The organism is Pseudomonas sp. SWRI154, from assembly GCF_014268645.1.
Classification (GTDB): domain Bacteria; phylum Pseudomonadota; class Gammaproteobacteria; order Pseudomonadales; family Pseudomonadaceae; genus Aquipseudomonas; species Aquipseudomonas marvdashtae.
This window is the reverse complement of the sequence record NZ_JABWQW010000003.1, coordinates 162,352-176,476: the sequence shown is the minus strand read 5'-3', so window position 1 is coordinate 176,476 and position 14,125 is coordinate 162,352. Positions and strand designations below refer to the sequence as shown.

At 61.9% G+C, this 14,125-nt stretch carries 8 protein-coding genes; 5 read left to right on the top strand and 3 right to left on the bottom strand.

Annotated elements, in window-relative coordinates; genetic code table 11:
* Positions 1-6: 6 nt before the first annotated feature.
* Positions 7-5,481 carry a trifunctional serine/threonine-protein kinase/ATP-binding protein/sensor histidine kinase gene (locus HU806_RS04365; RefSeq protein WP_186610130.1) on the bottom strand — a complete coding sequence of 1,825 codons (5,475 nt, stop codon included), beginning with the start codon at positions 5,479-5,481 and terminating at the stop codon, positions 7-9.
* A 438-nt stretch (positions 5,482-5,919) separates the two neighbouring features.
* Here HU806_RS04365 and HU806_RS04360 point away from each other — a divergent pair, with 438 nt between their 5' ends.
* The 5 genes from HU806_RS04360 to HU806_RS04340 all read left to right on the top strand — a co-directional run bounded on the left by HU806_RS04360 (position 5,920) and on the right by HU806_RS04340 (position 11,876).
* Positions 5,920-6,297 carry a response regulator transcription factor gene (locus HU806_RS04360; RefSeq protein WP_186610129.1) on the top strand — a complete coding sequence of 126 codons (378 nt, stop codon included), beginning with the start codon at positions 5,920-5,922 and terminating at the stop codon, positions 6,295-6,297.
* A 205-nt stretch (positions 6,298-6,502) separates the two neighbouring features.
* A complete protein-coding gene (locus HU806_RS04355) occupies positions 6,503-7,972 on the top strand; it encodes an efflux transporter outer membrane subunit (protein ID WP_186610128.1) in 1,470 nt (489 codons plus the stop codon).
* On the top strand, positions 7,969-9,534 hold the full coding sequence (locus HU806_RS04350; protein WP_186610127.1) for an MFS transporter: 1,566 nt from the start codon (positions 7,969-7,971) through the stop codon (positions 9,532-9,534). The genes HU806_RS04355 and HU806_RS04350 overlap by 4 nt, the downstream gene beginning before the upstream one ends.
* 6 nt (positions 9,535-9,540) lie before the next feature.
* On the top strand, positions 9,541-10,572 hold the full coding sequence (locus tag HU806_RS04345) for an HlyD family secretion protein (RefSeq protein WP_186610126.1): 1,032 nt from the start codon (positions 9,541-9,543) through the stop codon (positions 10,570-10,572).
* 200 nt (positions 10,573-10,772) lie between these two features.
* On the top strand, positions 10,773-11,876 hold the full coding sequence (locus HU806_RS04340; RefSeq protein ID WP_186610124.1) for a sigma-54 interaction domain-containing protein: 1,104 nt from the start codon (positions 10,773-10,775) through the stop codon (positions 11,874-11,876).
* Positions 11,877-11,954: 78 nt separating this feature from the next.
* Here HU806_RS04340 and HU806_RS04335 read toward each other — a convergent pair whose 3' ends face one another.
* Positions 11,955-12,710 (bottom strand): ABC transporter ATP-binding protein, encoded by a 756-nt coding sequence (locus HU806_RS04335; RefSeq protein WP_186610122.1) that lies wholly within the window; start codon positions 12,708-12,710, stop codon positions 11,955-11,957.
* Positions 12,711-12,767: 57 nt separating this feature from the next.
* Positions 12,768-14,093 carry an ABC transporter substrate-binding protein gene (locus HU806_RS04330; protein WP_186610120.1) on the bottom strand — a complete coding sequence of 442 codons (1,326 nt, stop codon included), beginning with the start codon at positions 14,091-14,093 and terminating at the stop codon, positions 12,768-12,770.
* Positions 14,094-14,125: the final 32 nt, after the last annotated feature.

Here is a 14,125-nt window from a genome sequence, read left to right as displayed (position 1 = left end):
TTGGTATTAGCGCGCAATGGGCAGCGAAAATTCGACGACAGCCCCGCGAGGCTGATTGGGGGCTGCCTGCAAACAGCCGCCATGGGATTCGATGATCGATCGACAAATGGATAAACCCAGCCCAAGCCCTGAAGCCTTGGTGGTGTAGAACGATGCGAACACTTGCTCCGCGCACCCCGAGGCAAAACCCGGCCCCGTATCGCTGACGCTCACCCGCACGCAACCGGCATCGTCCAGCCCGGTGCTGATCGACAAGTGCCGTTCGCCTTCATCGACGCTGCTCATGGCCTCCAATGCATTCATGATCAGGTTGAGCAGCACCTGTTGCAGTTCCACGCGATCCCCGTTCACGCAAGGCAGTGCGCCGGCCAGTTGGGTTTGTATCGAGGCACCGTTCTTGATGATCTGGCTGCGGGTGAACTCGACCATTTCCTCGATGGCCGCGTTGATATCCAACGGCGCTTTTTGCGGGGGAGCCTTGCGGATGTGCTCGCGGATTCGTCCCAGCACATCAGCAGCTCGATTGGCATCGAAAACCAGATGCCCGAGGATCTGTCGTACTTCCTCGATTTCCGGCGGCTGGGCGTTGAGCCAACGCAGCGCGGCGTCGGCGTTGAGAATGGTTGCGGCGATCGGCTGGTTGACTTCATGGGCAATCGAGGCGACCAACTGGCCCATGGTCGCAACCCGGTTTGCATGGGCCAGTTCGGTCTGCACTTCACGATAGCGACGCTCGCTTTCGCGGATTTTCTCCTCCGCCTGCCGGCGCTCGGTCAGGTCCAGCACAAACGCCACGCCTTCCCGGCTGCTGGCTTCGAACATGGCCAGGCCGACGATCACCGGCAGCCGGCTGCCGTCCTTCCTGAAGTACTCCTTCTCGTACGGAGAGGCTTGCCCCGTGCGCAGGGCCTGGGCCAACGAACGCTCGCTCAGTTCCCGATGCTCAGGTACCGTCAGGTCTCGCCAGCGCAGGCGGCCCGACGCCAGGTCCTCTCGCTCGTAGCCCACCATGCGCAGGAATGCATCATTGGCCTCGATGATGTCGCCCTCGGCATTCCAGACTAGAATTCCGATAATGTTGGCATCGACGAGGCGACGGATTTTCGCCTCCCGTTCGGCCACCTCACGGTACAGCCGAGCGTTCTCCAGGGAAATGGCCGCGCGAGACGCCACCAGATTCAGGATGGCAAGCCGGTTCGGACTGAATACGTGGGCGGCAAGGCTGTTTTCCAGATAGAGCACGCCAACCAGCGTGGCCTGGTTGACCAGCGCAAGGCACAGGATCGAACGCACGGAACGTTGGCGAAAGTACGGATCGGCAGCAAAAGCAGCGGCTGCCGGAGCCATGGCGTCATCGAGGAATACGCTCTCCTGGGTTCGCAGCACGTGGTAAAGAATCGACTCCGGCAACAGCGTCGAACTGACCGGTGCGTCACGCAGTTGCGTCGCGGTCCCGCCGGTCGCCGCTTGCGCCGCGATCCGGTGCCCATCGCCAGTGGACAGGATCAACAGGCCGCGCTCGGCGCCGGCTTGCTCGATGGCCGTGGCCATCACTCGATCGATCAACTTCTCCAGGACAATTTCACCCGACACGGCCTGGGAAACCTTGAGCACGGTCGCGATGTCCAGGTGTTCCACCGGCGTCGCCATCGTGGTCGCCGGGCCGGGCGTGGGGTCTTTTTCCCGCAGCCATGGATACCGGGCTTCGAGCTGCCGAACCTTGCCATCGGCTCCCCAACGCAGATAGCCATAGCAGGCGTCCTGCAGGTACATCCGGGCGATTTTCTCAAGGCCACGGGCGGCGTAGAAGCGTGAAGCCAGTTCGTTGGCAAGCGCCTCGACATGAATGAAGCCGCTTTCCCGTGCGGCGTTCATGGCCTGTTCGTAAAGCAGCTCGGCATCGATTGGCCGGCCTTCGACGCGGGCAATTTCTGCCCCCACCAGTGCGGCGCGGCTCGCGAAGTTGTCCGGACACTGCTGCGCCCAGGCCTGGAGCTGTCGGTGCCCCTCCCTCATTGCCCCAAGATGCGCCGCTCGTTCATCCGTAGGGGTTTTCTCAAAAACGGCAGCATGAGCCAGGGCGGCGAAAAAGTAATATTCGGCTTCCTCGAAGAACGATTGGCAAACCCAGAGCAATTGCTGCGCTTTTTCGGCAGCGACCAAAGCCGCTTCAGGCTCGTCGGCCATACAGCGGGCCTGTAGCTTGCGAACCCAGTACAGGCATTCAGCCAGGACCAGGTCCGGCTTGCTGGACAGATGGGATTCGGTGGTGGCCTCGTCCAGTTCGTCGTCATCCAGGCGGCCAAACATCGACGTCTGGCCGCGAAGCATCCGGATCAGCAGCAATTGCGTGACGATGAAATCCGTCACCAGCCCGAAACGTACCTTCCTCGCATAGGCCAGGCCACGTTCGGCTTCATCTTGGACCTTGGGCAACGGTTCACCAGCGAAGAGCAGGTCTGCGGTGAGGTTGTTGCCCGCATAAGCACCATATGGCAAGTCCCCGATCCGGTTTGCCGCCGCAAACGAACGGCGCAACAGGTCGCGGCATTGTCCGACGGGTCTCATCCAGCGCACGGCAAAGCAGGAGAAGCACAGGTACGTGCTGGCCTCGAATCGGGTCATGCCACGACGCTCGACGAGATCGCAGCCCAACTGCCCGAAGCGAAACCCCACTTCATGATCGCCAAACCGCCGGCCGGCGACCCTGAAAAGATTGGCATAGAGCACACAGGACGCGTCGCAGTTGCCGCGTTCCAGGCTCAGGGTGATGGCTTTGCAGATCAACAGATCCGCCAGGTTCGCGTCACTTTGCAGAGCGGGGGCGAACAGCTTGCTCAGCGCATTGACCGTCTCCAACGCGGTTGTGTCTTCCATCAAAGGCAAATCGATCAGGTCCTCGATGGCCCGATCCCCGAGCAATGTAGCGATGCGGTCATATTCCTGACGCACGGCCTCGTCACTCGGCTGGGCCGCCCAATGAATGCCGACATGCCGCAGATAGGCGAGACACACCGCCACCGCGCCGTCGCTGCGATCCATCAGCAGGTAGACATCCATCAGCAGGCAAGCGACGCTGGCCCGCTCGCTCACCGTGACGGCGCGATCCGACAGGGCCGTCAGCCGCTCGTCGGCCGTGGCGAGCTGGCCGGTCAGGAATTCGCATTCGGCCCTGTTCAGTTCCAGCGCAAAATTCAAGCCGTGTCGATGTGTCCAGCTGTCATCGCCCAGCAGCTCGACCCCAATGGCCAGGTAATTGAGCGCCGACGCATAGGCCGTCGACGCCTTGGCCCGCTGGCCCGCGAGCAGGTTGAGGGCGGCCAGTTCCTCTCGCTCGCCCTGGTCGACGAGCAACGCGGCGCCGAGGTTAAGCTGGCCGACGATGTCGAATATAGCCTCGTCGCGATGCTGGGCAGAAAGCTGTCGGGCCAACATCCGCCCAATTTTCAAGTGGCTCGAGGCACGTGACTCCAGCGGGATCATCGAGTAGGCCGCTTCATGGATACGGTCGTGGACAAAACCGTACGCACCGTCACGGCGTTCCACCAACTCCTGGCGGATCGCCTCCCAGAGGACCGTCCGGATTTGCGTCCTGGGGACCTCGAGGATAATCGCCAGCGCGTTCAGCCCGCAGACATTCCCCATGCACGCAAGTTGTTGCAAGGCCTGCTGCGTCTGGGTAGGGAGGCGCGCGAGCTTGCCGCTCATCAAGTCAACGATGTTGTCGGTGTACCCCTTGGCGTGGATCCGGTCCGGGTCCCACCACCAGTGCTGGCGACCATGGTCGAACGCCAGCAATTGCTCGTCGGCGAGGGCCTGCAAGAACTGGATCACAAAAAACGGATTGCCCGCGGTCTTGTCGAGCACCAACTGCGCCAGCGGCTCGATGCGATCAGGCTGGTCATGAAGCGCCTCGGCGATCAATTGCTCGATATGCACCTTGGCGAGCGGTGAAAGCATGATTTCGCTGACCTTGACGCCGACGCTGCGCAACGTCTTGAGTTTGCCTGCCAGCGGATGCGTCGCATCCACTTCATTGCTGCGGTAGGCACCGACCAGCAGCAGATAGCGCAGGTCATCGCTGGCCAGCAAGTCGTCCAGCAGGTCGAGCGTCGCCGCATCAAGCCATTGCAAGTCATCGAGGAATAACGCAAGAGGATGCTCGCGGCGGGCGAAGACACCGATAAAACGTCGCAACACCAGCAGGAAGCGCCGCTGCTCCTGCTGGGGGTCGAGTACCAGCACCGCAGGCGGCTCGCCGATGATCAGCCTCAGTTCAGGTATCAGGTCGGTCATCAGCCGTGCGTTGGGGTCCAGGGCCTGGCGCAATGCATCGCGCCAACCGGCCAGCTCGGCTTCGCTCTTGCCCAACAGCGTGCGCACCAGGCTCTGGAACGCCTGTATCAGCGTCGAATAGGGAATATCGCGCCGGTACTGATCGAACTTGCCGCTGGCGAACAACCCCCTTGGCGGCACGAGCACCTTGTGCAACTCATTGACCACGGAAGATTTACCAATCCCGGAATAGCCGGTCACCAATACGAGTTCGGGCGCGCCCGTTTCAACGACCCGGTTGAACGCCCCAACCAAGGCTTGGACCTCGGGCTCGCGCCCATAAAGTTTTTCCGGGATCAACAGGCGGTCCGAGCTGCCCTGTTCGGCCAATGCAAAAGCTTCGATGCGACGCCATTGCTGCCAGTGGACCAGGCATTGACGCAGGTCGTGCTCCACACTCGCGGCCGTCTGGTAGCGCTCCTCGGCGGTCTTGGCGAGCAGCTTCATGACGATCCGGGAAAGCGTTTCGGGAATGGTTTCGATGCGCTCGTTGGGCGCCAAGGGCTTCTTGGCGATATGGCAATGCACCCATTCGATCGGGTCGGAGGCCGTGAACGGCAGCGAGCCGGTCAGCATCTGGTAGAGCGTGACGCCGAAGGAATAGAGATCGCTGCGCGAGTCGATCGAGCGATTCATCCTGCCAGTCTGTTCGGGCGCCATGTAGGCCAGCGTGCCGGCAAGCGTCTCGGGGGCCTGGCGCTCGCGCGGCAAGCGCGATGTCATGCCGAACCCGGTGAGCCGAGCCTGGCCATCGTCGCAGTCCACCAGGATATGGCTGGGCTTGATGTCCTTATGGACCAGGCCACGCTCATGAAGCTTGCCCAATGCCATGGCAATGCTCGCCGCAAGCTGCAAGAACCGGGTTGTCTCCAGGGGCGAGGTCAGCAAGTGCACCAGGGGCAAACCGCCCGGGTCGCTGAGCACCAGTTGCACCTGAGGACCTTCACTTATCCATTCCAGGGGTTGTATGCACCACGAAGCGTCCAACTCATCCCTCAGGCTGAATTCGTGGGCGAGCCGCTCGAGGCAGTCGGGGCGCGGTTGCCGGTTGGCAGGCCGCACCACCAGGACAGGGTTATCGCCGTCGGCCCCTGGGCGTCGTTCCCGGCAGAAGATACGCTCGCCATCGTCCCATTGTGTTTGCATGCGGGTTTCCATCGGCACTGGAGCAAAAGGAGTTTCTGTCGCATTTGCCGTCGAGCTGGCGTCCAGTGTCATGTCGCAATTGCCGTTGCTGCCGCTTGACCGCGGTTTCCATGGCTGCGCCGGCAGCCCGGCGATAAAACGCAGTGTCGGGTTCCGGGACGGGTTGTATTGCCATCGTCCAGATTAGCGTCTCGCCAGTTTCCTTCCCAATTTCTTTCCAGAATAAATACCGGCGCGCAGATAACCGGTACGGCGGTTGGAATGGCCACGCCAGCCGGCGATGCGGCGCTAGTCTATTAGAAACTGCGCCACGATCATTACTATCAGGGTATCCAGCACCGCATCTTTGGTCTTAGCGGGATATACGCAAGTATACTTTTGCCCCTGACCGGACCGCGTATGGTGAAGTGAAGACAGGCTCCATTACGAGCGATCCTCATGCCAGACACTCCCATGCGCGACAAAGCGACGATTGCAGTAGTCGATGACGACGAATCGGTTCGCACCGCGCTCAATAGCCTGTTGCGATCCAGCGGTTACGAAGTGCGCACCTATCCTGGCGCCATGGAATTCCTCGACTCGAAAGCGCCCGCACAAACACATTGCCTGGTATGCGACATACAGATGCCGGGCATGAGTGGCATCGAGTTGCATCGACATCTGCTTGAACGAGGCTGGCGCATCCCCACGCTGTTCATTACCGCCTACCCGCAATTGGCCGCAAATGTTCCTGGGTTGGTGGCCTGCCTGCCAAAACCTTGCGACGGCAATGACCTGCTGGACGTTATCGGCCTCGCCCTGCGCCAATCGCACTGACCGGCGGCGCTGTCCGCTGCCTACGACATACCTGCGTATACCTATCTCCTTCCAACGTATGGTTTCGCTGAACCGATGCAGAAGTGTGGCCGGAGCAGCTCGTCGATAACATCGATTCATGGCGAGCGAATCGTCATGCATGAATCTATCGACCCCATGGCGGACGCTCTTAGGGCGACGCCGAAACACTGCGGGGGATCTGACTATGTCGGGCTTCGACGATTTACCTCAACGCCTCCTTGCACGCTTGAGCGTCATCACTGCGGCGCTCGGCGCTGCTTGCCTGACGGGTTGCATGGTGGGCCCGGATTTCACCAGGCCTGAAGACGGGCTGGACGTCGCGCAACTGACGCCTCGCCAAGAACACAGCGGCGCCCCTCGTTCCTCCACCGCCGCTGTGCCCATGCAATGGTGGCGGCTGTTCAACGACGCCCTGCTCACCGAGTTGCTGGCGCGGACGCTGGAGGGAAACCTTGACTTGCAAATGGCCGCCGAACGCATCGAGCAAAGCCGCGCACGGCTGGGCATCGCCGCATCGCAGTTGTTGCCCACAGTCGGCGCCAACGCCAGCTACGCACGCGAAGCGCTGAGCGAGCATGGCAAATTTGCCGCACTGGGCGCTCCCACCGCCTCCAGCAATTTTTGGCAGTTGGGTTTCGACGCCAATTGGGAACTCGACCTATGGGGCCGGGCCCGGCGCTCGCGCGAAGGCGCCCAGGCGATGGTCGAGGTCGCTGTGTACGATCGCGAAGCCGCAAGGGTGGCGCTGGCCGCCGAAGTAGCGCGCACTTATCTTCAGTTGCGCGGCACCCAGGCGCAACTGGACATCGCCCGGCAAAACCAGGCGGTTGCCGAACGCACCCTGGCCCTGGCTGAAAGCCGCGAGCGCAATGGCGTGGCGACACGCTTCGAAACCTCATCGGCCCGCGCGCAGTTGGCGACGGTCAAGGCCCTGCTTCCTGAGCTGGCCCAGCGTCGCAATGCGCAGATGAACGCCCTCGCCCTGCTCATGGGCGAACAACCGCGAGCCCTCGATGCTCGACTGCGCCAGGCCATGCCCTTGCCGTCGCTGCCCGCTCGCATTCCGCTCGGTGTGCCATCCGAACTGGCTCACCGGCGCGCGGACATCCTGCGTGCCGAAGCGCAACTTCACGCCGCCACGGCAGCGATCGGCGTGGCGAAGGCTGATTTCTATCCGCGTATCGGCTTGAAAGGACGTGTCGGTGTGGAGGCGTTTGACAGCGGCGACCTCGCCAGTTGGGACTCGCGAATGTTTTCCGTCGGGCCGACGGTCTACCTGCCCATCTTCCAGGGTGGACGCCTGATGCAGCGCTTGGCCCTGAACGAATCGCGGCAAAAAACCGCGGCCCTGGCTTATCGGCAAACCGTCTTGCAAGCCTGGCACGAAGTCGACAACGCCCTGGACGCCTGGGCTGCCCAACGCCGCCAGCACGACGAGCTGCTGGTTTCGTATCAACAGAACAAGGAGGCGCTGAACGCGGCGGAACGCGGCTATCAACAAGGCGCCGCCGACTATCTCAGCGTCCTCACGGCGCAACTCAACCTGCTGGCCAGCCAGACCCACCTCAACACCAGCGCGACCAATGCCACCCTCACCGTGGTCAACCTCTACAAGTCCCTGGGTGGCGGTTGGGATCCGGAGCACGTTCGATGAACAGCGTGGCCTTGTCGCCAGCGATCGTTGCAGCCAACGAAGCGCCCCGGGCCGTGACCTCGAAACGGCCACTGGTCGGCCTGCTGGGGATTTTCCTGGCGGCGATGATGGCGGGATTGAACATCCGCGTCGGCGCGTTGGCCCTGGCGGATGTGAGAGGCGCGTTGGGCTTCGGCCTGGACGACGCGTCCTGGCTCACCACGGCATACAGCGCCGGAGAATTGATTGCCATGCCCTTTGCGGCCTGGTTTGCCATCACGCTATCGGTCCGCCGTCTCGAATTGTGGGTGTTGGGCACTTGTACCGCGCTGGCGGCAATGTTGCCCTACATCCGGGACCTGGACCTGCTGCTGGCGTTGCGCTTTGCCCAAGGCCTCGCCAGTGGGACGACGATTCCCTTGCTGATGATGGCGGCGCTGAAATTCCTGCCGCCGCCGATACGGCTATATGGGCTGGCACTGTATGCAATGACCGCCACCTTCGCCCCCAATCTGTCCATCTGGCTGGCTGGCCACTGGACCGACAGCCTGCAGGATTGGCGCTGGGTGTACTGGCAAATCATCCCCCTCGCTTGCATCGCTGCGGCGTTGATCGGCTGGGGATTGCCCAAAGAACCCATCCAACCCCAGCGTTTCGGGCAAGCCAACTGGCTGGGCATGGCTTGCGCGGTGCCGGCCTTCGGCCTGATCACGGTCGCGCTGGACCAGGGCACACGCCTGGACTGGTTCAATTCGCCGCTGGTGACTTCCTCGCTGCTGACCGGCGTGGCGTTGCTGGCGGTCTACTTGTTGACCGAGTGGCATCACCCCGCGCCGTTCATCAAGTTGCAGATCCTGGCGCGTCGCAACCTGGGGCTGGGCTGTACCTTGTTTTTCTTCCTGCTGATGGTGCTGATGTCCAGCTCACTGTTGCCTGCCAGTTACCTGGCTACGCTGCAAGATTACCGGCCCTTCCAGATGGCCTCCATCGGCCTGATCGTGGCGCTGCCCCAACTGATCCTGGGCCCCCTGGTGGCGCTGATGCTGTACCAGAAGTGGGTCGATGCGCGCCTGGTTTTCGCCATGGGATTGTGCCTGATTGCCTTGGCGTGCCTGTGTGGCGCGCAACTGACCAGCGACTGGAACCGCGACCAGTTCGTCATGGCGCAAACGCTGCAAGCCTTGGGGCAACCCATGGCCGTGGTGTCAATGCTGTTCCTGATCACCAGCGTGGTGCAGCCTGCCGAAGGGCCTTATTTCTCCGGCACCATCAATACAGTGCGCGCCTTCGGATCGCTGGCCGGCGCTGCGCTGGTGGGGCAGTGGGTGGTCTTGCGTGGACGGTTTCACTCGGAGATGTTGCTGGACCATGCGGCCCTCGCCGGCAGCGCCTTGCCGTCCGCGCCTGAACCGATGGCGTTGATGAGCCTTGTCAGCCAGCAAGCACTGGTGCTGTCGATCGCCGATGCCTACCGCGTGCTTGGCCTGCTGGCCCTGCTGCTGATTCCGCTCGTGCTGCGCCTGACCTTCATCCCCGCTCCTGTCATCCAGGCCAACTCGCCCCCTTCGTCCTCAAACGGGTGACCCATCATGGCATTACCAAAGAAAGCCAAGCTCATCAGTGCAATGTTGCTCGCCGTCGCGGTCAGCGGGGCTGTCGTCCTCAATCGCCCCGAATCCGCCTCCGCCGTCCAGTCGACCGACGACGCCTATGTTCACGCTGATTTCACTACGGTAGCGCCGCAAGTGTCAGGCACGGTGGATTCGGTGTTGATCGAAGATAACCAGCCGGTGAACAAAGGCGACCTGCTGGCGACCATCGATGATCGTGATTTCGTCGCAGCCGTTAACTCGGCGAAAGCTCAAGTCGCAAACGCCCGCGCCGGTATCGCGGGCCTACAAGCGCATCTGACCCGACAGGCCACCGCCATTCGCCAGGCACAAGCGGCACTCGCCGCAGACGAAGCCGCGCTCAAGCTGGCAGCTGTCAACCAGACGCGATATCGCAACCTGGCCGATGACGGCTCGGGCACCGTGCAGGCGCGGCAACAGGCCGAAGCGCAACTGAGCATCCAACGGGCTCGCCGGGACAAGAGCGAAGCAGGCCTACAAGCCGCCCGGCAACAAGTGGATGTGCTCAAGGCCGACCTGGAAAAAGCCAGGGCGACCCTCGCCCATGCCGAGGCTAGGCAAGCCATCGCGGAACTGAAGCTTTCCTACACCCGGATTACGGCACCGATCAGCGGCACGATCGGGCAGAAATCGGTACGGGTCGGTGCGTTCGTCAACGCTGGAAAACCCTTGCTGGCAATCGTCCCGCTCGACGCCGTCTACATCACGGCGAACTTTCGCGAAACGCAACTGGCGCGGGTAGCGCCCGGACAAACTGTGGAAATTGAAGTGGATGCATTTGCGGGCAAGGCGCTGCGGGGCACGGTACAAAGCCTGGGGCCGGCCAGCGGCGTCAGCTATTCCGCCGTTGCGCCGCACAACGCCACCGGCAACTTCACCAAGATCGTCCAGCGTTTGCCGGTGCGTATCCGCATCAATCCTGACCAGCCTGATGCGACGAAGCTGCGCGTTGGGATGTCCGTTACCCCGCGTATTCGTGTGGGTGAGTGAATTGGAGTTGAAGCGCGCTCGGTGCATCGATTGTGGCGTTGACGTGGTCACACGACTTAAGCATATAGCTTAATGTTATTTTTACTGCCGTTTTTAGATCACCTAGATTAGCCACCAAGCCCAATGGCTTCGCACGGTAATGCCGGCAAGAAACGCTGGTTCTAACCTCATCACGGCACTCTCATTAACGGGCCTTCGCCATGCAGCTTCTAACCCTTCCCCCTTCCCCCGGCCTGGCCACTTCGATACGTGCCACCGCCCAAGTATTTGCCGATCCTAGCTCCCAAGCGCTCTTGGCCCATTTGCAACAGGTAGCCCCCAGCGACGCCAGCGTACTGATCATCGGCCAGACCGGCACCGGCAAGGAGTTGGTCGCACGCCATGTCCACAACCTCAGCGCCCGACGCGACAAGCCGTTCGTGGCAGTAAACTGCGGAGCGTTTTCCGAGACGCTGGTGGAGGCCGAGCTGTTCGGCCATGAAAAAGGCGCGTTCACCGGCGCCCTGACGGCCAAGGCCGGGTGGTTCGAAGAGGCCGATGGCGGCACGCTGTTCCTTGATGAGATCGGCGACCTGCCGTTGCCGATCCAGGTCAAGTTGCTGCGCGTCCTGCAGGAACGTGAAGTGGTGCGCCTGGGCTCGCGCAAGAGCATCAAGATCAATGTTCGAGTGCTCGCCGCCACCAACGTGCAGCTGGAAAAAGCCATCAACGCCGGGCACTTTCGGGAGGATCTTTATTACCGTCTGAACGTGGTCAGCGTGGTGCTCAAGCCCTTGCGCGAACGTCCCGGCGATATCCTCCCGTTGATTCGCCATTTCATCGCCGAATACAGCCGCCGGCTTGGTCACGGCGAGGTCACGCTGGACGACCAGGCGCAGCGCAAATTGCTCGATTATTCGTGGCCTGGAAATATTCGCGAGCTGGAAAACGTCATTCACCACACCCTGTTGATCTGCCGCAACAGGGTGATCGGCGTGCAGGACCTGCACCTGTCGAACTTTCGCATCGAGCGCCAGGACACGCCACGGGACTGCGCGCCGCAGACGCCTGAGGCGCTGCTGGAAAAAGCTTTTGAGCAACTGCTTGAGCAAGCGCACGGCGATGTCTATGAAAAAGTCGAAGCCGTCCTGCTGCGCACCGCCTACCGATACGCCAGTTGCAACCAGGTCCACACGGCCAGCCTGTTGGGTCTGAGCCGCAATGTCACCCGCAGCCTGCTGATTCGGATTGGCGAACTGGTGGTCAACAAACGTCAGGCAGCGCTGAACACCCGCGATGGTCGGGTGGTCAATCTGTCTACCTGATCCACCTCGGCGGCTGGTCCAGGGGCTGCTGGGCAGCCCAGCGGGAGCAAGCTCCCTCGCCACGGGTCTGTTGGACAACTACCCTGCCCGCGCGCCGAGGTAAAAGTCCTCCAGGTCGCCGCGGGTCGCCAGTTGTCCGGCGCTGCCCTCGCTGACCACGCGGCCGTTTTCCAGGACGTAGCCATACTGGGCGTAACGCAGGGCAAGGCCGATATTCTGCTCGGCGATCAGGAAGCTGGTGCCTTCGCGCTGGTTGAGCTGGCGAATGATTTCGAAAATTTCCTCGACGATCTGCGGCGCCAACCCCATCGAGGGTTCATCCAGCAACACCAATTGCGGCCGAGCCATGAGCGCGCGTCCAATCGCGATCATCTGTTGCTCGCCACCCGAGGTATAGCCAGCCAGGCTCTTGCGACGCAACTTGAGGCGCGGAAAATGGGCGTACACCGACTCCAGGTCCGCCAGCAGCTGACGTCGCGGAACCTTGTGGGCCAGGGCACCGGCCAGGAGATTTTCTTCCACGGTCAACTGACCGAAGCAATGCCGCCCTTCCAGCACTTGCACCAGCCCGTCTTGCGCCAGTAAATGGGGCGCGCTGCGAGTGACCTCCTGCCCGCGATAAACGATCCGCCCCCGGACCACTTCGCCCCGTTCGGCGCGCACCAGGTTTGACGCAGCCTTGAGGGTCGTGCTCTTGCCCGCGCCGTTGGCGCCCAGCAGCACCACAATCTGGCCTTTCTTCACGCTCAGCGACACGTTGCGAATCGCCAGGATGGAGTGTTCGTAAAGGACCTCGATACCGTCAATCTGCAGGATGGGAATTTCTGTCGTCATGCTGTCTCGCCTTCTCGTAAAGCGACCCGCCGCAAGCGCCGGGTCGCGGCATGCCCTTTAGGATTGCTTGCTGCAATCGCGCGGCGTGATGCCTTTTTCCCGGGCGTACTGGTGCGAAGAGGCTTCGATGATCGGCCGCAGCAAGGCGCGGTCGGCCTGGACCCAATCGCTGATCAACTTCCACTGCGTGCCGTCCCATTGCTGGAAGCGCACCGCGCCGCCGCCTTCGTGGTCCGAGCAGGACAATTGCAACGGCTGCACCAGCCCCAGCGCGCCCAGCTCCTTGAGGCGTGCATCATCGAGCTTGAGATTCTCGAAGCCCCAGCGCACTTGCTCGCCAGTCAGCGGTTGCTTACCGAATTTCTGTTGGGCAACGCGTAGGGCCTCGACATTGAGGATGCCGTTGACCACGCCCAGGTTGTAATACACCGTGCCAAAACGCTTGGGGTCCGCCAGGTCGCCGTGGCCGGCGTCGACCACGTCTTTCCTGATGCCTTGCAGCACCGGGAAATCGGTGCCGGACGGGTGCGTGGTAATGGCGATATAACCTTTGGCGGCGGCACCGGCAGGCGCGGCGTCATCTTCGGAATTGCTCCAGATGTTGCCGATGATGTGGTCAGCCGGGAAACCGACTTTCTGCGCGGTTTTCAGCGACACCGGGTTCATCACGCCCCAGCCGCGCAGGATCACCCAGTCGGGTTTATCCCGGCGGATATTCAGCCACTGCGATTGCTGCTCGTTGCCTGGGTGCGGCACCTCCAGCAAGGTCAACGCAAAACCGTATTTGTCGGCGAGGGTCTGCAGCACCTCGTTGGTTTCCTTGCCGTAGGGCGAGCCGTGATACAGGGTGACGATCTTCAAGCCCTTGAGCTTATCGAATCCGCCGGCCCGCTGGCCGATGTAATTGATGATCGCCGACACTTCCGAATACGGGTTCAATTGCAGCGGAAAGACATAAGGAAACACGCTGCCATCGGTGGAGTCCGTGCGGCCATGGTTGATGGTGATCAGCGGCAGCTTGTCCGCGGTGGAGCGCTCCAGCGTGGCGTAGGCAATACCCACCGACAGCGGGTTGGTGGCGGCCGCCGGCGCACCGTTCAAGCCTTTCTTCAGGCGCTCATAGCACTCGACGCCCTTCTCCACCACGTACTCGGTTTCGCACTCGCTCCAGGTCAGCTTCACCCCGTTCACGCCGCCGTTGGCGTTGACGTACTTGAGGTAGTCGATGAAACCGCCAAAAAAACCACTGCCGCCGGCGGCGTAAGGACCGATGCGATAGCTTTGCAGCGGGAAGTACTGTTCGTTGTCCGCCTGCACGGTGAACGCAGCGGCGGTGAGGCTCAGGGCCAGCGCGAGGGTGCTGGCGAATGATCGTTTGGACATCGGATTTTCCTTGTTATGAAGCCATAGAGAAC

Coding starts and splice junctions, on each gene's coding strand:
- HU806_RS04365 (WP_186610130.1), bottom strand. CDS start 5,481: ATGCAAACACAATGGGACGATGGCGAGCGTATCTTCTGCCGGGAACGA.
- HU806_RS04360 (WP_186610129.1), top strand. CDS start 5,920: ATGCCAGACACTCCCATGCGCGACAAAGCGACGATTGCAGTAGTCGAT.
- HU806_RS04355 (WP_186610128.1), top strand. CDS start 6,503: ATGTCGGGCTTCGACGATTTACCTCAACGCCTCCTTGCACGCTTGAGC.
- HU806_RS04350 (WP_186610127.1), top strand. CDS start 7,969: ATGAACAGCGTGGCCTTGTCGCCAGCGATCGTTGCAGCCAACGAAGCG.
- HU806_RS04345 (WP_186610126.1), top strand. CDS start 9,541: ATGGCATTACCAAAGAAAGCCAAGCTCATCAGTGCAATGTTGCTCGCC.
- HU806_RS04340 (WP_186610124.1), top strand. CDS start 10,773: ATGCAGCTTCTAACCCTTCCCCCTTCCCCCGGCCTGGCCACTTCGATA.
- HU806_RS04335 (WP_186610122.1), bottom strand. CDS start 12,710: ATGACGACAGAAATTCCCATCCTGCAGATTGACGGTATCGAGGTCCTT.
- HU806_RS04330 (WP_186610120.1), bottom strand. CDS start 14,093: ATGTCCAAACGATCATTCGCCAGCACCCTCGCGCTGGCCCTGAGCCTC.